This is a genomic window from Dactylosporangium sp. NPDC000555 (genome assembly GCF_040300025.1).
In the GTDB taxonomy this organism is placed as follows: Bacteria; Actinomycetota; Actinomycetes; order Mycobacteriales; family Micromonosporaceae; genus Dactylosporangium.
Window position 1 is genome coordinate 129,808 of record NZ_JBEPDB010000011.1, and the last position, 18,569, is coordinate 148,376.

Genomic DNA, 18,569 nt, shown 5'->3' on the forward strand with positions numbered 1-18,569 from the left:
CGGCCGTTCGCCTTTTCGCGGGGTGGGTGAGCGATGACGCCCGTTCGCGGGAGTCCGTGGGTGAACCGGGCTGGTATGACTGACCGGTGACCGCACGCCGTGTTCTCGCCCCGCGCATCGACTTCAGCGCGCTGCGCCACGAGTTCGACCTGCCCGACGGGTTCTCCGCCGACGCCGAGGGGGAGGCCCGGGAGGCCGCCGCGCGGATGTTTGACGACCGGGCCGACCGCACCGAGCTCGAGCTCGTCACCATCGACCCGCCCACCTCGAAGGACCTCGACCAGGCGCTGTTGCTGCTGCGGCGCGACGGCGGATACCGGGTCCACTACGCCATCGCCGACGTCGCGGCGTTCGTCACGCCCGGCGGGGCGCTGGAGCGCGAGACATGGAAGCGTGGCCAGACCGTGTACCTGCCCGATGGCAAGGTGCCGCTGCACCCGCCGGTGCTCAGCGAGGGCGCCGCGAGCCTGCTGCCCGACCAGGTGCGGCCCGCGGTGCTGTGGACGATCGACCTCGACGAGGCCGGGGCGACCGTCGCCGTGGACGTCGCCCGGGCGCGGGTGCGCAGCCGGGCCAAGCTCGACTACGCCTCCGTGCAGCGCGACGCCGACGCGGGGACGCCGCACCCGTCGGTGGCCCTGCTGCCGGAGGTCGGCCGGCTGCTCGTCGGGCTGGGGCTGGACCGCGGCGCGGTGAATCTGCCGATGCCCGAGCAGGAGATCGAGCCGGATGGGGACGGCTGGCGGCTCACCCTGCGCGCGCCGGTCGCCGTCGAGGAGTACAACGCGCAGATCTCGCTGCTGACCGGGATGGCCGCGGCCGGCATCATGCTCGGCGGCGGGGTGGGGCTGCTGCGCACGATGCCGCCTCCGCCGACCGAGACCGTCGAGGCGCTGCGGGTGGCGGCGGGGGCGCTCGGGATACCTTGGCCCGACCATGCCACGCCCGGGCGGGTCATCGCCGCGCTCGACTTCTCCCAGCCGCGGGCCGCGGCCCTTCTCGACCAGGCGGCCGAGATGATGCGCGGGGCCGGGTACACGCCCTTCGACGGCGGGCCGCCCCAGCAGCCCCTGCACGCCGCCGTGGCCGCGCCGTACGCACACGTGACGGCCCCGCTGCGGCGCCTGGCCGACCGATACGTCACCGAGGTGTGCCTCGCCCTGCACGCGGGCGCAGCGGTGCCCTCGTGGGCCCGGGAGGCGCTGCCGAAGCTGCCCGAGGCGATGACACGTACGGACCGGGTCGCCGGCGCCGCCGGGCGGGGCGCGGTCGACCTCGTCGAGGCGGTACTGCTGCAGGGCCGCGTCGGCGAGATCTTCGAGGCCGCCGTGCTCGACGTCGACCCGGCCCGCCGCCGCGCGGACATCGCGATCGACGACCCGCCGGTGCGGGCCCGCTGCGAGGGCGACGGCCTGCCGCTGGGGGAGCGCGTGGCGGTACGGCTCACGGAAGCCGACCCGGCCAAGCGAAGGGTGGTCTTCCAGGATGTACAACTGGAGGCATGAGCTACGACCAGAGCACCCTGCCCGATGTCTCGGGGCTGTCCGTCGGCATCATCGGCGGCACCGGTCCCCAGGGGCGCGGCCTTGCCTATCGTTTCGCCCGCGCCGGACAGCGGGTCCTCGTCGGATCCCGTTCGACCGAGCGCGGCGAGCACGCGGCGCAGGGGCTGCGCGACATGCCCGGTGTCGGGCCTGACCTCGTCGCGGGCGGCGACAATGAGTTCGCCGCGGGCGCCGACGTCGTCATCGTCGCGGTGCCGTGGGAGGGTCACGCGGGCATCGTCTCCGAGCTGGCGCCGCTGCTGATCGGCGGGAAGATCGTCGTGGACTGCGTCAACCCGCTCGGCTTCGACAAGCAGGGGCCGTATCCGCTGCGGGTCGAGGAGGGCAGCGCCGCCGAACAGGCCGCCACCCTGCTGCCCGAGGCCCGGGTCTGCGCCGCGTTCCACCACGTCAGCGCGGTGCTGCTGGCCGACCCCGAGGTCGACGCCGTCGACCTGGACGTGCTCGTGCTCGGCGACGATCGCGACGCCACCGACCAGGTGCAGGCGCTGGCCGCGCGGATCGACGGCATGCGCGGTGTGTACGCCGGCCGGCTGCGCAACGCCGGGCAGGTCGAGGCGCTGACGGCGAACCTCATCGCCATCAACAAGCGGTACAAGGCCCACGCCGGGATCCGGGTGACCGATCTGTGAGCGACGAGTTCGGCCCGGTGTTCGACCCATGGTCCGCGGAGTTCGTCGCGGCGCCGTACGCGGCCTATGCGCGCCTGCGCGAGGAGTCGCCGGTGCGCTGGTTCGAGCCGAGCCGGCAGTATCTCGTCTCCCGGCACGAGGACGTCAACGCGCTGCTGCGCGACCGCCGGCTGGGCCGCAGCTACCTGCACGTGAGCACCCACGAGGAGATGGGCCGCACGGCGCCGCCGGACTATCAGGAGCCGTTCTGGACCCTCAACGACAACGGCATGCTCGACCGTGAGCCGCCCGACCACACGCGGCTGCGCCGGCTGGTGTCGCAGGCGTTCACCCCGCGGCGGGTGGAGGCCCTGCGCCCGGTCGTGGGGCGCCTCGCCGAGGAGCTCGTCGACGCGTTCGTGGCCGAGGGCGGCGGCGACCTGATCGCCCAGGTCGCCGAGCCGCTGCCGGTGACCGTCATCGCCGAGCTGCTCGGCGTGCCCGAGGCCGACCGGTACCACCTGCGGCCCTGGTCGGCCGCGATCTGCGGGATGTACGAGCTCAACCCCTCCCGCGAGACGGCCGAGGCCGCGGTGCGCGCGGCGGAGGAGTTCTCGGAGTATCTGCGCGCGCTGGCCCGCCGTCGCAAGGACGACCCGCGCGACGACCTCGTCAGCGCCCTCGCCGCGGTCGAGGGGCTCAGCGAGGACGAGCTCATCGGCACCTGCGTGCTGCTGCTCAACGCCGGCCACGAGGCGACGGTCAACGTCACCGGCAACGGCTGGCGGGCGCTGCTGCGGCACCCGGACCAGCTGCGGAAGATCAAGGACGACCCCGGCCTTCTCGGCGGCGCGATCGAGGAGTTGATGCGCTTCGACACCCCGCTGCAGATGTTCGAGCGGTGGGTGCTCGAGGACATCGAGGTGCGCGGCGTGCCGATCCCGCGGGGCAGCGAGGTCGCCCTGCTGTTCGGCTCCGCCAACCACGACCCGGCCGCGTTCGCCGACCCGGAGAGCCTCGACGTCACCCGCCGGGACAACCCGCACATCTCCTTCGGCGCGGGCATCCACTACTGCCTCGGCGCCCCGCTGGCCCGCATCGAGCTCGCTGCGTCGTTCGGGGCGTTGCTGTCCAAGGCGCCCGGCCTGCGGCTGGAGCGCGAGCCGGTCTACAAGCCCGGTTACGTCATCCCTGGCCTGGAAAGCCTGGATGTATCCGTATAAACCCACAAGGCCGTATAGACACCCACAACACGGTCGAATCCGGACGTCAGAGCGTCCGGATTCGACCGTTATTTCGTGAAATAGCCCGAACCGCCGTGGCGGTCGAGCGGGTCAGTCGAAGGTGTGTTCCTGCGCCGGGAAGACGCCCGAGCGGACCTCCTCGGCGAATGCCCGGGTCGCGTCGGTGAGGGCGCCGGCCAGGTCCGCGTAGCGCTTGACGAACCGCGGCGTCTTCCCCGTCCGCATGCCCGCCATGTCCTGCCAGACCAGCACCTGCGCGTCGGTCTCCGCACCCGCGCCGATGCCGATCGTGGGGATGTGCAGCTCGTGCGTGATGCGCTTCGCGACCTCACCCGGCACCATCTCCAGCACCACCGCGAACGCGCCCGCCTCGGCGACCGCGTGCGCGTCGCCCACGACGTCCTCGGCGGCGTCGCCGCGGCCCTGGACGCGGTATCCGCCGATCACGTGCTCGCTCTGCGGAGTGAAGCCGATGTGCGCCACGACCGGGATGCCGGCGCTGGTCAGCGCGGCGATCTGGGGCGCGACCCGCCGGCCGCCTTCGAGCTTCACCGCGTGGCAGCCGCCCTCCTTCATGAAGCGGACCGCGGTGCGCAGCGCCTGCTCGGGGCCCTCCTCGTATGAGCCGAACGGCAGGTCACCGACCACGAGCGCGCGCCGCGTCGAGCGGACCACCGCGCGCACCAGCGGGAGGAGTTCCTCCACGGAGACGGACACCGTGGACTCGTACCCGTAGACGTTGTTGGCGGCGGAGTCGCCCACCAGCAGGACGGGGATGCCGGCCTCGTCGAAGATGCCGGCGGTGTACTGGTCGTACGAGGTGAGCATCGGCCACCGCTCGCCGCGCTCCTTGGCGGCGATGAGGTCCCTGGTGCGCACCCGGCGATTGACGGCGCCCCCGTACAGGGACGGAATATCGGACATCAGCGTCCTCCCTCACTCCTCGAGGCCCCGTTCCGGGGTCCCCGGGCTTACCTCCCGATGGTCGCACCGGCGGCGCCGGATACGCATCCGTCGGATGCGGTTTTTCACAGCACCGATCCGCGGACGCCGGCGTCAGCGGGGCACGGTCCCGGGCCGCACGACCCGGCCGTGCCGGAACCGGTTCGTGATCGGCAGGCCGTGCTCGCGCGCGGACGCCCGCGCCGAGATCCGGGTGCCGGGCGGGATCCGGCGGCGGCGGTACTCCGCCGAGTCCACCATCCGCAGCGCGCGATCGACGAGCCCCGGGTCGTACCCCTCGGCCACGAGGTCGTCGCGGCCCAGACCGGCGTCGACGTAGCCGGCCAGGATCGCGTCGAGCGCCTCGTGGCCGGCCGGCGGGCCGGCGGTCGCGCGCCGCGGGATCGGCGGGGGCTCGTCGCGCCGCTCCGCCTCCTCGTTGCGCCACTGGGCGAGCCGCCGTACGAGCGTGCGCGGCACGTCCTTGAGCGGGTCGAAGCCGGCCTCCGGGCCGCCCTGCAGGATCGGGTCGCCGATCGCGAGCGCGCTGCGGTCGCCGGCGGTCAGCAGCAGGCGCCGCTCCTGGTCGGCCAGCGTGGCGAGGATCACCCCGCGGACGCGGGCCGGCAGCAGCTCCAGCGCGGGACCGCCGAGCGCGAGGTTGGCCAGGAAGGCGTCGACCATCGGCTGGATCGGCTCCACGCGGAAGTCCAGGCCGGTGCGCAGGGCCAGGTCGCGCGCGTCGTCGCGGGACGCCGCGGAGGAGTCCTCGCCGGGCATCGAGACGCCGACCACGCCGTCCGGGCCGAGCGCGTCGCAGGCGATCGCGGCGGCGACGGCCGAGTCGATGCCGCCCGACAGGCCCAGGGCGACGCTGTGATACCCGTTCTTGTGCGCGTAGTCGCGCAGGCCCAGCACCAGCGCCTGCCAGACCTCGGCCTCGTCGACGCCCCGCGCGGCGATCTGCGGCGGCGGGGCGGGCCGGGCCGGCTCGGGCACCGCGTCCGAGAGCGTCGCGTGCCCGGGCGCCGGGCCGCCGGCGGGCTGAGGCGCCGCGGCGGGCAGGTCGAGGTCGAGCACCATCAGCCGCTCGCTGAACAGGGGCGCGCGGGCGATCAGGGCGCCGTCCGGGCGTACCACCATGGAATCCCCGGCGAAGACCAGCTCGTCCTGGCCGCCGACGAGGTTCACGCTCGCGACGGTGGCGCCGGCCTCCGTGGCGCGCCGGGCGAGCAGGGCGAGGCGGGTGTCGTCCGGGCCGAGCTCGTACGGCGCCGCGTCGCCGTGCACCACCAGCCCCGCGCCCGCGCGCCTCGCTTCCGCGAACGCGCCATCGCCGCGCTCGGGGTCCTCAGGGTCCTCGAGGTCCTCGCCGACGGCCAGCGCGACCTGGACGCCGCCGACGCGCACCACGGCCGGCGGCGCACCGGGCCGGTCGCCGTCCGCGGGGCCGGTCACCCGGGCGCCGCGGTACAGCACCGCCGTCGCCGCGCGCGGCCCCGGCCCGTCGGCGGCTCCGGCGTCCAAGCATCCGGCCAGCACGACGATCTCGCCCAGGCCGCGCTCGGCCAGGCGCCCGGCCAGGTCGTCGACCGCCCGCCGGCACGCGTTCAGGAACGGCTCCTGCAGCGCCAGGCCGCCGACGGGGTGCCCGGTGAGCATCAGCTGCGGGAACGCCACCACATGGGCGCCCTCGCCGGCCGCGCGGGCCGTCCAGGCGAGCACCAGGGCCGAGTTGCCGGTCAGGTCGCCCACCGTCGGGTCGGCCTGGGCCAGGGCCAGTCGCAACCGGGCCGTGTCCACAGTGTGGTTCGCAGGGCCGTTCGCACCGTGCTTTTCGGTGTGGTCCATCCTCACGGTCGCCGCCTCCGTGACGTTCACTCCCGTGCCGGGCCGGATGCCGCGGTCCGGTAACTTGTGTGTAATAGCGTCGAGTGAGACTTGCCCGAATTCACCGTAGACATTCAGCCCGTAGACATTCAGCCATAGCCAGACCGCAGCTCGTGGGGGCATCGCCGTGGACCGTCAGCAGGAGTTCGTGCTCCGCACACTCGAAGAGCGGGACATCCGCTTCGTCCGGCTGTGGTTCACCGACGTGCTGGGGACGCTCAAGAGCGTTTCGGTCGCGCCGGCCGAGCTCGAGGCGGCGTTCGAGGAGGGCATCGGGTTCGACGGCTCCGCCATCGAGGGCTTCGCCCGGGTCTACGAGTCGGACATGGTGGCCATGCCCGACCCGACGACGTTCCAGGTGTTCCCCTTCGAGGGCGGCATGTCCGGCGAGAGCGCCCGGATGTTCTGCGACATCACCCTGCCCGACGGCTCGCCGTCCTGGGCCGACCCGCGCCACGTGCTGCGCCGGGCGCTGTCGAAGGCGGCCGAGAAGGGCTTCACCTTCTACACCCACCCCGAGATCGAGTTCTTCCTGCTCGAGTCGCTCGGCGGAGACGGCTCGATCCCGGTGCCGGTCGACACCGGGGGATACTTCGACCACACCACCCACGCCGTCGCCCGCGACTTCCGCCGCCAGGCGGTGCTCGCCCTGGAGCGGATCGGCATCTCGGTCGAGTTCAGCCACCACGAGGTGGCGCCCGGCCAGCAGGAGATCGACCTGCGCTACGCCGACGCGCTCACCACCGCCGACAACATCATGACGTTCCGGCACGTCATCAAGGAGGTCGCGCTGTCGCACGGCGTGCACGCGACCTTCATGCCCAAGCCGTTCACCGAGCAGCCGGGCAGCGGCATGCACACGCACCTGTCGCTGTTCGAGGGCGAGCGCAACGCGTTCCACGACGCCAGCGACCCGATGAAGCTCTCCAAGGTCGGCCAGGCGTTCATCGCCGGCCTGCTCGTGCACGCCCGGGAATACACCGCCATCACGAACCAGTGGGTGAACTCCTACAAGCGGCTCTTCCCACAGACGCTGCCCAACCGGATCACCGAGTCGCCGGCGTATGTCTGCTGGGGGCACAAGAACCGCTCGGCGCTGGTGCGGGTCCCGGCGTATGGCAAGCCGAACTCGGCGCGCATCGAGGTGCGCTCGCTCGACTCGGCCTGCAACCCCTACCTCGCCTACGCGGTCATGCTCGGCGCCGGCCTGCGCGGCATCGAGCAGGGCTACGAGCTGCCGCCCGGCGCCGAGGACGACGTGTGGGCGCTGACCGACGGCGAGCGCCGCGCGGCCGGCTACGAGTCGCTGCCGGAGAACCTCGCCGAGGCCATCGACGTCATGTCCGGCTCGGAGCTGGTCGCCGAGGTCCTCGGCGAGCACGTCTTCGACTTCTTCCTGAAGAACAAGCGGACCGAATGGGAGGAGTACCGCCGGGTGGTGACCCCGTTCGAGCGGGAGCGCTACCTCGGGATGATGTGATCCCGACGGCCGTTTGTCCGCACGCCCACGCGACGTCGCCGGATTCCAGGGGCCGCACGGTCGTTATTGTCGGGGCGTGACGATCGAAGGCAGTAGCGCGGGGGCCCCGAGAGGAAACACGGCACTCGTGGTGGAGAACGACCCATCCGACGGGGCCGCACGGCTCGGCGATTGGCTCGCCGGCGGCGGGCTGCGGCTGGAGGTGGTCCGGCCACACGCGGGCGAGGCGCTGCCGCCCGACCTCGACGGGTACGCCGCGCTGGTCGTGCTCGGCGGCGAGCAGGACGCCTTCCCCGGCGAGCGCGGCGAGCGCGCCGCGCCGTGGTTCGACGAGCTCGAGGGGCTGCTGCGCAAGGCGGTCCGGCACAAGGTGCCGACGCTGGCGATCTGCCTCGGCGCGCAGCTGCTCGCCCGCGCGCTCGGCGGCACCGTCGAGCGCAGCGCCGCCGGGCCCGAGATCGGGGCGCGGCTGGTCGCCCGGCGCGACGTCGCCGACAACGACCCGATCTTCGCCGCGGTGCCGTTCGCGCCCGACGTGCTGCAGTGGCACCGCGACGAGATCGTCGAGCTGCCGATGAACGCGACCCTGCTGGCCGCCTCGACGCACTACCCGATCCAGGCGTACCGCATCGGCGGCGCCGCGTGGGGCCTGCAGTTCCACATCGAGTGCGACCTCGAGATGTTCGCGCAGTGGGCGATGGACGGCATCGGCACCCTCGGCGAGCTCGGCATCGACGCCGTCGAGCTGCTGGAGCGGGTCGACGCCGCGCTCGACGACGTGGCCGAGATCTGGAAGCCCTTCGCCGAGCGATTCGCGGCCGTCGCGCTGGGCCGGGTGCCGCGCGCCGGCGAGGGCGGGCTGCGCTCCCTGCCGCTGATCGGGCCGCGCTGATGGACCCGATCGCGAAGACCGGACCCGGGCATCTGGCGCGGTTCGGGTTCACCGACAACGAGCGCACGGAGGCCATGACCGGGCCCGGCGGGCTGCGCCTGTGGGACCCGGTCGCGCGCCGCCCCGTCGACGACGAGGCCGCGGCGGTGCTCGACACGCTGTACTTCGCCGCCGACCCCGACCTGGCCCTCTTCCAGCTGCACCGGCTGGTGGAGGCGGCGGGGGAGGAGGTGCTCGCGGCGGTCCTGACGGACAAGGCGCTGCGCCGCCGCCTCGTCGGCGTCCTCGGCGTCTCCGCGACCCTCGGCGACATGCTCGTGGCCAACCCCGGCGAGTGGCGCGAGCTGACCGGGGAGCAGAACAAGCGGGCGGCCGGCTACTCCACGCGGGACGTCTCCACCGTGCCGTCGCTGCGCAGCGGGTACCGGCGGGAGCTGCTGCGCATCGTGGCCGCCGACCTGACCGGCGCCGCCGACGTCGAGGTCACCATGCGCCGGCTGACCGAGCTGGCCGACGCGACCCTGCAGGCGGCGCTGGCCATCGCCGTCGGTGAGCAGGGCACCGGCGCCTGCCGCCTCGCCGTCGTCGCGATGGGCAAGTGCGGCGGGCGGGAGCTCAACTACGTCAGCGACGTGGACGTGGTCTTCGTCGCCGAGCCCGACGGCGGCGCCGACACCGAGACCGCGATGCGGGCCGGCAGCGCGCTGGCCGCCCGGATGATGGAGATCTGCGGGTTCGTCGCCTGGCCCGTGGACGCGGCGCTGCGCCCGGAGGGCAGCCGCGGCGCGCTGGTGCGGACCGTCGCGTCACACCTGGCGTACTACAAGAAATGGGCGAAGACCTGGGAGTTCCAGGCACTGCTGAAGGCCCGTCCGGCCGCGGGCGACCACGCCCTCGGCGAGCGGTGGCTCGCCGAGCTGCAGCCGCTGATCTGGTCCGCGGCCGAGCGCCCGGAGGCCGTCGACGAGGTGCGTGGCATGCGCCGGCGCATCATCGAGGTCATCCCGCGCGCCGAGCTCGACCGCGAGATCAAGCGGGGCCCGGGCGGCCTGCGCGACATCGAGTTCGCGGTACAGCTGCTGCAGCTCGTGCACGGCCGCGCCGACGAGTCGCTGCGCACCCCGACCACGCTCGCCGGGCTGCGCGCGCTGATCGAGGGCGGCTACGTCGGCCTCGCCGACGGCGAGGCGCTGCTGCGCGCGTACCGCTTCCTGCGCGTCGTCGAGCACCGCCTGCAGCTGCAGCGGCTGCGCCGCACGCACACCGTCCCGGACGACCCGGCCGGGCTGCGCTGGCTCGCCCACGCCCTCGGCTACCGCCCCAGCGCGGCCCGGGACGCCGTCGAGTCGTTCCGGGCCGAATGGGTGCGCCACGCCGGCGAGGTGCGCCGCCTGCACGCCAAGCTCTTCTACCGCCCGCTGCTGGAGGCCGTCGCCCGGGTGCCCACCGAGCAGCTGCGGCTCACCCCCGACGCCGCCCGCGCCCGCCTCGACCTGCTCGGATTCGCCGACCCGGCGGGCGCGCTGCGGCACATCGAGGCCCTCACCGGCGGCGTGTCGCGCACCGCGGCGATCCAGCGCCAGCTGCTGCCGGCGCTGCTGAGCGAGTTCGCCGACGCCCCCGAGCCGGACCGGGGCCTGCTGGCGTACCGCCAGGTCTCGGAGAAGGCCGGCAACACCCCGTGGTACCTGCGGCTGCTGCGCGACGAGGGCCCGGTCGCCCTGCGCCTGGCGCGGCTGCTCGCACTGTCGCGGTACGTCACCGATCTGCTCGTCCACGACCCGGAGGCCCTGCGCCTGCTGGCCGACGACGCGGAGCTGGTGCCGCGCAGCGCCGAGGTCCTCACCGAGGGCTTCGCCGCCGCGGCCGCCCGCCACGACGACCCGGAGACCGCCATCAACGCGGTCCGCGCCCTGCGCCGCCGGGAGCTGTTCCGCATCGCCTGCGCCGACCTGCTGGGCCTGCTCGACGTCACCGACGTCGGCGACGCCCTCTCCGCCGTCATCGACGCGACCCTGCGCGCCACCCTCGGCGTGACGGGCGCGTCGCCGACCGGCACGGCCGCGCCGCTGGAGTTCGCCATCATCGGCATGGGCCGCCTCGGCGGCGCCGAGACCAGCTACCCGTCCGATGCCGACGTGCTCTTCGTCTACGAGGCCCCGCCCGGCCTGGCCGACGACGCCGCCAGCGGCGTGGCCCTGAGCATCGCCGAGGAGCTGCGCCGCCTGCTCGCCCGCCCCGCGCACGACCCGCCGCTGGGCGTCGACGCCGACCTGCGCCCGGAGGGCCGCCAGGGCCCGCTGGTGCGCAGCCTGAAGGCCTACCAGCAGTACTACGCCCGCTGGTCGAAGGTCTGGGAGGCTCAGGCGCTGCTGCGCGCCCGCGCGGTGGCCGGCTCCGCGCCCCTCGGCGCCCGCTTCCTGGAGGTCGCCGACGCCAAGCGCTACCCGCCGGGCGGCCTCACCCGCGAGCAGATCCACGAGATCCGCCGCCTCAAGGCCCGCGTCGACAGCGAGCGGCTCCCGCGCGGCGCCGACCCGGCCACGCACACCAAGCTGGGCCGCGGCGGTCTGGCCGACGTCGAGTGGACCGTGCAGCTGCTGCAGCTGCAGCACGGCCACGCGGAGCCGTCCCTGCGCACCCCGCGCACGCTGGAGGCCCTCACCGCCGCCACCGTCGCCGGCCTGATCGAGCACTCCGACGCCGCCGCCCTCGAGGCCGCGTGGCGCCAGGCGTCCCGCGTGCGCAACCTGCTGACCCTGGTTCGTGGCCGCGCGACGGACCAGCTCCCGCGTCAGGGCCCCGATCTGGCCGCCGCCGCGTCGGTCCTGGGCGGGGGCGTCGAGCCCCAGGAGTTCCTGGACGAGTACCTCCGCGTGGCCCGGCGCGCCCGCGCGGTGGTCGAACGCGTCTTCGGCGCTGCCTGAACGCGCGGCGGCCCGCCCCGAAAGCTCCGGGGCGGGCCGCTGTGGTGGAGCGGGACGTGACAGATCACACGTCGTAGTACATGGCGAACTCGTGCGGGGTCGGGCGCAGGCGGACCGGGTCGACCTCGTTCACGCGCTTGTACGAGACCCAGGTGTCCACCAGGTCCTGGGTGAAGACGCCGCCCTCGAGCAGGAAGCCGTGGTCGGCCTCCAGCGCGTCCAGCACCTCCGGCAGCGAGCCCGGGACCTGCTTGACGTTCGCGACCTCCTCCGGCGGCAGGTCGTACAGGTCCTTGTCGATCGGGGCCGGCGGCTCGATCTTGTTCTTGATGCCGTCCAGGCCGGCCATCATCATGGCCGAGAAGGCCAGGTAGACGTTGGCCGACGGGTCCGGCACGCGGAACTCGACGCGCTTGGCCTTCGCGTTGGTGCCCGTCACCGGGATGCGGGTGCAGGCGGAGCGGTTGCGCTGCGAGTACACCAGGTTGACCGGCGCCTCGTAGCCCGGCACCAGGCGGCGGTACGAGTTGACCGTCGGGTTGGTGAAGGCCAGCAGCGACGGGGCGTGGTGCAGCAGGCCGCCGATGTACCAGCGGGCGGTGTCCGACAGGCCGCCATAGCCGGTCTCGTCGTAGAACAGCGGCTCGCCGCCCAGCCACAGCGACTGGTGCGTGTGCATGCCGGAGCCGTTGTCGCCGAACAGCGGCTTGGGCATGAACGTCGCGGTCTTGCCGGCGGCCCAGGCGGTGTTCTTCACGATGTACTTGAACAGCTGCATCTGGTCGCCGGAGTGCAGCAGGGTCGAGAACTTGTAGTTGATCTCGGCCTGGCCGGCGGTGCCGACCTCGTGGTGCGCCCGCTCGACCTCGAAGCCGGCGCCCAGCAGCTTCTGCACCATGTGGTCACGCAGGTCGGCGTAGTGGTCGACCGGCGGGACCGGGAAGTAGCCGCCCTTGTAGGCGGTCTTGTAGCCGCGGTTGCCGCCCGGCTCGTCCTTGCCGGAGTTCCACCAGCCCTCGACCGAGTCGATGTAGTAGTACGCCTGGTTCGCGGACGTCTCGTGCCGGATCGAGTCGAAGATGTAGAACTCGGCCTCCGCGCCGAAGTACGCCGTGTCCGCGATGCCGCTCGACTTGAGGTACGCCTCCGCCTTCCTCGCCACGTTGCGCGGGTCACGCGAGTAGGCCTCGTGCGTGAACGGGTCGTGGATGAAGAAGTTCAGCGCCAGCGTCTTCTCGACCCGGAACGGGTCGATGAAGGCGGACGTCGCGTCGGGCAGCAGCAGCATGTCCGACTCGTGGATCGCCTGGAACCCACGGATGGACGAACCGTCGAAGGCCAGCCCCTCGCTGAAGACCTTCTCGTCGAACGACTCGGCCGGCAAGTTGAAGTGCTGCATGACGCCAGGCAGGTCGCAGAAGCGAACGTCGACGAAGCGGACGCCCTCATCCTTCACGTATCGCAACAGCTCTTCAGAATTGGCGAACACTCGTCCTCCAGGTGGCAGGGCATGACCAGTCTGGTGATCACTTCAGTGTGAAGCTGGCTGGTTGTTCGCGACCGTAGAACCGTGCGATTGCCCCGGCGTGTCTCGACTGTTTCCGCTGTGTTTCGCGGTTCGTTGCTCGCCCGATCAGCGCCGGAGCGTCATTCGATAGTCTGATCCGTCGTGGAACCAACCCCGGCACCTCTGGCCCGTCGCTTCGGCGCCCTGCTCATCGACTGGATCTCGTGCCTGCTCATCGCGGGCGCGTTCGCCAGCCCGACCGACGAGCCGTGGCTGGCACCGGGGTTGTTCGTCGTCGTGTACGGCCTGTTCCTCGGCTTCTTCGGACAGACCGTGGGCATGTGGCTGTTTCGGATCCGTTGTGTGTCGATCACCACAGGCGGCCCCATCGGCGTGCCGCGGGCACTGCTGCGGGCCGTCGTCATGCTCCCGCTGGTCACCGCGCTGATCATGGACCAGGAGCAGCGTGGCCTGCACGACCGGGCCGTCGGCTCGGTCGTGCGGGCCGTCTGAGCGGGTCTCAGCGCCCGCGCATCGCCTTGAACTGCCCCTTCGGGGGCTTCATGTTCTTGGGCAGCGCCCCCCGCGGCATCTGCGGACGCGCCGAGAGCGCGGTGAGCCGCTTGTCGAGGGAGTTGACGTCCTTGGCCGTGATCGTGCGCGGCAACCGGATCAGCGTGGTGCGCAGCTTGGCGAGGGGGATCTGGCCCTCCTCGTTGCCGAGCATGAAGTCGCGCAGCTCGGCGTTGCCGATCACCTTCAACAGGCGGCGCCGCTCCTGGTTGATGAGCCCCTTGACCCGGCTCACGTTGCCCTCGCCGATCAGGATCACGCCGGGCCGGCCGATGACCAGGTGCACCATGTCGAACTGCGTGGTCGAGGCGATCGCCGGGCTGACCCGCCAGTCGCCGCGCATGTTCTCGATGATCGACGCGGCGGCGCCGGGCTGCCCCTCGGCCTCCTTCATCATGGCCTTCTGCGAACGCAGGTTGAGCACGATGACGGTGCCGAGCAGCGCCAGCAGCACGCCCAGCGGGGCCCAGATCCACGACAGGCCCAGTGCGACAGCGACGCCCACCGCGATCAGCGGCACGAAAACGACCGTCACCACGAGAGGCACGAACACCTTGTCTCGTTTCGCGGTGAACGAGAAGACCATGCCGATCTGCTTGAGCCGCGTGAAGAAGGAGGCCTTCTCCGGCTCCTGGGCCTTTGCCATGCCTTCGAGTCTAGAGGGACGGCATCAAGCGTTGAGAGCCCGGCTGTCCAGCGCCTGGCGATACAGCCGGCCGGCCCGGTAGGACGAGCGCACCAACGGCCCGCTCAGCACGCCGGCGAAGCCGATCTGCTCGGCCTCCTCGCGCAGCTCGACGAACTCCTCGGGCTTGACCCACCGCTCCACGGGGTGGTGGCGGGGCGACGGGCGCAGATACTGCGTGATCGTCACCAGCTCGCATCCGGCCTCGTGGAGGTCCCGCAGCGCCTGCGACACCTCGGCCCGCTCCTCGCCCATGCCGAGGATCAGGTTGGACTTGGTCACCAGGCCGGCCTCGCGCGCCAGGGTGAGCACACCCAGGGAACGCTCGTAGCGGAACGCCGGACGGATGCGCTTGAAGATCCGCGGCACGGTCTCCACGTTGTGCGCGAGCACCTCCGGCCGCGCCGCGAACACCTCGGCCAGCAGCTCCGGCTCGCCGTTGAAGTCGGGGATGAGCAGCTCGACGCCGCACCCTTCGACGAGGGCGTGGATCTGCCGGACGGTCTCGGCGTAGAGCCACGCGCCGCCGTCGGGCAGGTCGTCGCGGGCCACCCCGGTCACGGTCGCATACCTCAGCCCCATCGTCGCCACCGACTCGGCGACCCGGCGCGGCTCGTCCGCGTCGAACTCGGCCGGCTTGCCGGTGTCGATCTGGCAGAAGTCGCAGCGGCGGGTGCACTGGTCGCCGCCGATCAGGAAGGTCGCCTCGCGATCTTCCCAGCACTCGTAGATGTTGGGACAGCCGGCTTCCTGGCAGACCGTGTGTAGGCCCTCGCGCTGGACGAGCCCCCGTAGATGCGTGTATTCGGGACCCATCTTGGCCGAAACCTTGATCCACGGCGGTTTGCGCTCAATCGGCGTCTCCGCGTTGCGCGCTTCGATGCGCAGCAGACGACGACCTTCGGGAACAACGGCGGTCACAGTCCGAAGACTACGCCCGGTGCCTGCTCAACCGCTGGGAACGCGATTGACGTCACGTTCGCGAGGTTCCCGATCGTTGGCGGTCTTCGCCGGGGACGGTCAGTAAAGCCGCGTGAGGTGCCGCTCCACGATCGGCAGCACCTCGTCGACGGTCACGTCCCGGCCGAGCTCCGCCGACAGCGACGTGACACCCGCGTCGCGGATGCCGCAGGGCACGAAGATGTCGTACCGCGAGAGGTCGCAGTCCGCGTTCAAGGCGAACCCGTGCAGCGTGACGCCGCGGGCCACCCGGATCCCGATCGCCGCCACCTTCCGGTCGGGCCCGCGCTCGTCCGCGAGGACCCACACGCCGCTGCGCCCCTCGACCGGCGCCGTGGCGAGGCCGAGCTCCGCGCAGACGTCGATGAGCATCTGCTCCATGCGCCGCACGTACGCCACCACGTCCACCGGGTCGGGCAGCCGCATGATCGGGTATCCGACCAGCTGGCCCGGCCCGTGCCAGGTGATCTTGCCGCCCCGGTCCACGTCGATCACCGGCGTCCCGTCGAACGGCCGGTCCGCGGGCTCCGTCCGCTTGCCGGCCGTGTAGACGCTCGGGTGCTCCAGCAGCAGCACCGTGTCCGGCGCGGCGCCGTCGGCCACCTCGGCGTGGACGCGGCGCTGTTCGGCGAGCGCCGTCTCGTAGTCCACGATCCCGGCCCGGACGATCCGCATACCCACCACGCTGGTCACGCATGCAGCCTATTCGCCGCGGCGGTCGTGCGAACTACGGGGTGCTCGACGACACGGCCTGCGCAACGGCCTCGTCGACGGTGCGGTGCGCGAAGGAGAACCCCTCGCGCTCCAGCACCGCCGGCAGCACCCGCTGGCTGGCCAGGGCCTCGCCGCCGAACTCGCCGACCGCGGCCCGCAGCGCGAACCCGGGCACCGGCAGCAGGTTGGGCCGGTGCAGCACGCGGGCCAGCGCGGCGGAGAACTCGGCGTTGGTGACCGGCTCGGGGCCGGTGAGGTTGACGGGGCCGCTGATCTCGCGTTCGAGCGCGAACGTGACCGCGGCCAGCCAGTCCGGGAGCGAGATCCACGGCAGGTACTGCCGGCCGCTGCCCATCCGGCCGCCGGCGAAGAGCTTGAACTGCAGGTACAGCGGCTTCAGCATGCCGCCGTCGCGGTCGAGCGGGATCCCGGTGCGCAGCAGCGCGACCCGGGTGCCGGCGTCCTCGGCGGGGTGGGTCGCGGCCTCCCACACCTTGCACAGGTCGGCGAGGAAGCCCTCACCCGCCGGGGACGACTCGTCGACGGCCCGGTCGCCGGTGTCCCCGTAGTACCCCACGGCCGAGGCGTTGAGCAGCACCTTCGGCCTGGTCTGCGCGGCGGCGATCACCCGGGCGATGGTCAGGGTGCTGTCCACCCGGCTGTCGACGAGGACCTTCTTGTACTCCCCGGTCCAGCGCTTGTCGCCCACGCCTGCCCCGGCCAGGTTGATCACCGCGTCGGCGGCCGCCACCACGGTCCCGTCCAGCACCCCGGCGGTCGGGTCCCAGCGCACCTCCCCCGGCCGCGGCGGACGCCGCACCAGCGGGATGACCTGGTGATCGGCCGCCCGCAGGTGCCGGACCAGCCGCCGGCCCAGAAATCCGGAGGCACCCGCGATCAGGATCTGCATACCGCCATCTTGCCCGATTTCTGCCCGCACCCGCCCCCTGGCTCGCGCCTCGATCGGGTCGATCGGCGCGAGGCCGTGCCTGGGCATCGCGCCACATGGAAGAACGCCACCCGCGCCGAGCGCTCGCGGGACGTTTCTCGCCGGAAAGGCGTCGAGGGCGCCCCGTGACCGGGACGCCCTCGACGTAGCTGCTGGCTAGAGGCCGAGATCGGGCTCGAAGTGGCCGGCCTCCAGGCGCTCCTTCACGGTGGTGAGGAAGCGCGCGGCGTCGGCGCCGTCGACGATGCGGTGGTCGTAGGACAGGGCCAGGTAGACCATCGAGCGCGGCGCGATGATCTCGCCGAGCTCCGGGTCGTTGACCACGACGGCCCGCTTGACGACCGCGCCGGTGCCCAGGATCGCCACCTGCGGCTGGTTGATGATCGGCGTGTCGAACAGCGCGCCGCGGCTGCCGGTGTTGGTCAGCGTGAACGTGCCGCCGGCGATGTCGTCCGGGCTCAGCTTGTTGTTGCGGGTCCGGTCGGCCACGTCCGCGATGCGCTTGGCCAGGCCGGCGAGGTTGAGGTCGCCCGCGTGGCGGATGACCGGGACGATGAGGCCCTTCTCGCTGTCCACGGCCATGCCCAGGTGCTCGGCGTCGTGGTACGTGACGGTGCCCGCCTCCAGGTCGAGCGAGGAGTTCACCACCGGGTGCACCCGCAGTGCCTCGACCGCCGCGAGGGCGAAGAACGGCAGGAACGACAGCTTCACGCCGTGCGTGGCGAGGAACTGCGCCTTGGCCTTGTCCCGCAGCTTCGCCACCCTCGTGACGTCCACCTCGACGACCGTGGTCAGCTGCGCCGAGATCTGCAGCGACTCGACCATGCGCCGCGCGATGAGCGCCCGCATGCGGGTCAGCTTCTGCGTCTGGCCGCGCAGCGGGCTCGGCGCCGCCTTCGGGGCCGGGGCACCCGTGGCGGCCGGTGCGGCTGCCGCGGGCGCCGGTGCGGCGGCCAGCCGCTCCGCGGCCTGCTTCTCGGCCGCGGCCTTCGCCGCGGCGTCGAGCACGTCCTGCTTGCGGATCCGCCCGCCGACGCCCGTGCCGGACACGCCGGACAGGCTCACGCCGTGCTCGGCGGCGAGCTTGCGCACCAGCGGCGTGACGTATCCGGCGTCCTCGGCGACCTTGCCGTTGCCGGAGGGCGCGGTGGCGTTGGTCGCCGGCCCGGCCTGCACCGGCGCGGCGGCCGCGGGCTGCGGCTCGGGGGCGGGCCGGGGCGCGGGCTCGGCCTTGGGCGCGGGCTTCGGCTCCGGGGCCGCCTTCGGCTGCGGCGCGGGCTCGGCCTTCGGCTGCGGGGCCGGGGCGGCCTTCGCGGGCGCGGCGCCGGCGACGCCGATGACGGCCAGCTCCGCGCCGACCTCCACCGTCTCGTCCTCGGCGACCTTGATCTCCAGCAGCGTCCCGGCGACCGGCGACGGGATCTCCGTGTCGACCTTGTCGGTGGAGACCTCCAGCAGCGGCTCGTCGGCCTCCACGGCGTCGCCGACCTGCTTCAGCCAGCGGGTGACGGTGCCCTCGGTGACGCTCTCGCCGAGCGCCGGCATCTTCACCGGGGTGCCCTCGGCGCGGCCGGCGGCGGGCGCCGCCTCGGCCGCGGGCTCCTCCACCGGCGCGGGCTCCTCGGCGGGC

The 18,569-nt window shown here is 72.8% G+C and carries 15 protein-coding genes; 7 read left to right on the forward strand and 8 right to left on the reverse strand.

The features are described 5' to 3' along the window. The first annotated feature begins 86 nt into the window (after nucleotides 1–86). Genes ABT297_RS10260 through ABT297_RS10270 form a run of 3 tightly spaced genes read left to right on the forward strand, consistent with a single transcriptional unit; the run spans nucleotide 87 to nucleotide 3,399 of the window. Complete coding sequence (locus tag ABT297_RS10260) at nucleotides 87–1,505, forward strand: RNB domain-containing ribonuclease (RefSeq protein WP_350547043.1); 1,419 nt, start codon at nucleotides 87–89, stop codon at nucleotides 1,503–1,505. Next, complete coding sequence (gene npdG, locus ABT297_RS10265; RefSeq protein WP_350547046.1) at nucleotides 1,502–2,197, forward strand: NADPH-dependent F420 reductase; 696 nt, start codon at nucleotides 1,502–1,504, stop codon at nucleotides 2,195–2,197. The genes ABT297_RS10260 and npdG overlap by 4 nt, the downstream gene beginning before the upstream one ends. Beyond that, nucleotides 2,194–3,399 (forward strand): cytochrome P450, encoded by a 1,206-nt coding sequence (locus tag ABT297_RS10270; RefSeq protein ID WP_350547049.1) that lies wholly within the window; start codon nucleotides 2,194–2,196, stop codon nucleotides 3,397–3,399. The genes npdG and ABT297_RS10270 overlap by 4 nt, the downstream gene beginning before the upstream one ends. 111 nt (nucleotides 3,400–3,510) lie before the next feature. Here the strand turns inward: ABT297_RS10270 and panB are convergent, their stop codons facing one another. Together panB and ABT297_RS10280 are read right to left on the reverse strand one after the other, a co-directional pair. Beyond that, nucleotides 3,511–4,344, reverse strand: coding sequence for a 3-methyl-2-oxobutanoate hydroxymethyltransferase (gene panB, locus ABT297_RS10275; protein ID WP_350547052.1), 834 nt, complete (start codon nucleotides 4,342–4,344; stop codon nucleotides 3,511–3,513). Nucleotides 4,345–4,476: 132 nt separating this feature from the next. Continuing rightward, nucleotides 4,477–6,213, reverse strand: a complete 1,737-nt coding sequence (locus ABT297_RS10280; protein WP_350547055.1) for a nitrilase-related carbon-nitrogen hydrolase — start codon at nucleotides 6,211–6,213, stop codon at nucleotides 4,477–4,479. A gap of 166 nt (nucleotides 6,214–6,379) precedes the next feature. Between ABT297_RS10280 and ABT297_RS10285 the strand changes: the two genes are divergently transcribed. The 3 genes from ABT297_RS10285 (at nucleotide 6,380) to ABT297_RS10295 (ending at nucleotide 11,551) form a co-directional block, all read left to right on the forward strand. Next, on the forward strand, nucleotides 6,380–7,732 hold the full coding sequence (locus ABT297_RS10285) for a glutamine synthetase family protein (RefSeq protein WP_350547058.1): 1,353 nt from the start codon (nucleotides 6,380–6,382) through the stop codon (nucleotides 7,730–7,732). 76 nt (nucleotides 7,733–7,808) lie between these two features. Then, nucleotides 7,809–8,624: a type 1 glutamine amidotransferase gene (locus ABT297_RS10290; protein ID WP_350547061.1), complete on the forward strand. Its 816-nt coding sequence runs from the start codon at nucleotides 7,809–7,811 to the stop codon at nucleotides 8,622–8,624. Then, on the forward strand, nucleotides 8,624–11,551 hold the full coding sequence (locus ABT297_RS10295) for a bifunctional [glutamine synthetase] adenylyltransferase/[glutamine synthetase]-adenylyl-L-tyrosine phosphorylase (protein ID WP_350547064.1): 2,928 nt from the start codon (nucleotides 8,624–8,626) through the stop codon (nucleotides 11,549–11,551). Before ABT297_RS10290 ends, ABT297_RS10295 begins: the two co-directional genes overlap by 1 nt. Before the next feature lie 64 nt (nucleotides 11,552–11,615). Here ABT297_RS10295 and glnA read toward each other — a convergent pair whose 3' ends face one another. Next, on the reverse strand, nucleotides 11,616–13,040 hold the full coding sequence (gene glnA / locus ABT297_RS10300) for a type I glutamate--ammonia ligase (RefSeq protein ID WP_350547067.1): 1,425 nt from the start codon (nucleotides 13,038–13,040) through the stop codon (nucleotides 11,616–11,618). Nucleotides 13,041–13,220: 180 nt separating this feature from the next. Here glnA and ABT297_RS10305 point away from each other — a divergent pair, with 180 nt between their 5' ends. Further along, complete coding sequence (locus ABT297_RS10305; RefSeq protein ID WP_350547069.1) at nucleotides 13,221–13,571, forward strand: RDD family protein; 351 nt, start codon at nucleotides 13,221–13,223, stop codon at nucleotides 13,569–13,571. A gap of 7 nt (nucleotides 13,572–13,578) precedes the next feature. Here the strand turns inward: ABT297_RS10305 and ABT297_RS10310 are convergent, their stop codons facing one another. The 5 genes from ABT297_RS10310 to sucB all read right to left on the reverse strand — a co-directional run. Beyond that, nucleotides 13,579–14,277 (reverse strand): DUF4191 domain-containing protein, encoded by a 699-nt coding sequence (locus ABT297_RS10310; protein ID WP_350547072.1) that lies wholly within the window; start codon nucleotides 14,275–14,277, stop codon nucleotides 13,579–13,581. A gap of 24 nt (nucleotides 14,278–14,301) precedes the next feature. Next, complete coding sequence (lipA, locus tag ABT297_RS10315) at nucleotides 14,302–15,237, reverse strand: lipoyl synthase (protein WP_350547074.1); 936 nt, start codon at nucleotides 15,235–15,237, stop codon at nucleotides 14,302–14,304. A gap of 99 nt (nucleotides 15,238–15,336) precedes the next feature. Then, entirely contained in the window at nucleotides 15,337–15,951 is a 615-nt protein-coding gene (gene lipB, locus ABT297_RS10320) for a lipoyl(octanoyl) transferase LipB (protein WP_350547088.1), read from the reverse strand. A 52-nt stretch (nucleotides 15,952–16,003) separates the two neighbouring features. Beyond that, a complete protein-coding gene (locus ABT297_RS10325) occupies nucleotides 16,004–16,900 on the reverse strand; it encodes a TIGR01777 family oxidoreductase (protein ID WP_350547077.1) in 897 nt (298 codons plus the stop codon). Between the two features lie 195 nt (nucleotides 16,901–17,095). Beyond that, the coding region (gene sucB / locus ABT297_RS10330; RefSeq protein ID WP_350547080.1) for a 2-oxoglutarate dehydrogenase, E2 component, dihydrolipoamide succinyltransferase at nucleotides 17,096–18,569 on the reverse strand (1,474 nt) is incomplete at its 5' end.

What these genes read in the sequence shown, in the direction of transcription:
- ABT297_RS10295 (WP_350547064.1), top strand. Translation starts at nt 8,624, where the DNA reads ATGGACCCGATCGCGAAGACCGGACCCGGGCATCTGGCGCGGTTCGGG.
- ABT297_RS10280 (WP_350547055.1), bottom strand. Translation starts at nt 6,213, where the DNA reads ATGGACCACACCGAAAAGCACGGTGCGAACGGCCCTGCGAACCACACT.
- ABT297_RS10310 (WP_350547072.1), bottom strand. Translation starts at nt 14,277, where the DNA reads ATGGCAAAGGCCCAGGAGCCGGAGAAGGCCTCCTTCTTCACGCGGCTC.
- npdG (WP_350547046.1), top strand. Translation starts at nt 1,502, where the DNA reads ATGAGCTACGACCAGAGCACCCTGCCCGATGTCTCGGGGCTGTCCGTC.
- ABT297_RS10325 (WP_350547077.1), bottom strand. Translation starts at nt 16,900, where the DNA reads ATGCAGATCCTGATCGCGGGTGCCTCCGGATTTCTGGGCCGGCGGCTG.
- panB (WP_350547052.1), bottom strand. Translation starts at nt 4,344, where the DNA reads ATGTCCGATATTCCGTCCCTGTACGGGGGCGCCGTCAATCGCCGGGTG.
- lipB (WP_350547088.1), bottom strand. Translation starts at nt 15,951, where the DNA reads ATGCGGATCGTCCGGGCCGGGATCGTGGACTACGAGACGGCGCTCGCC.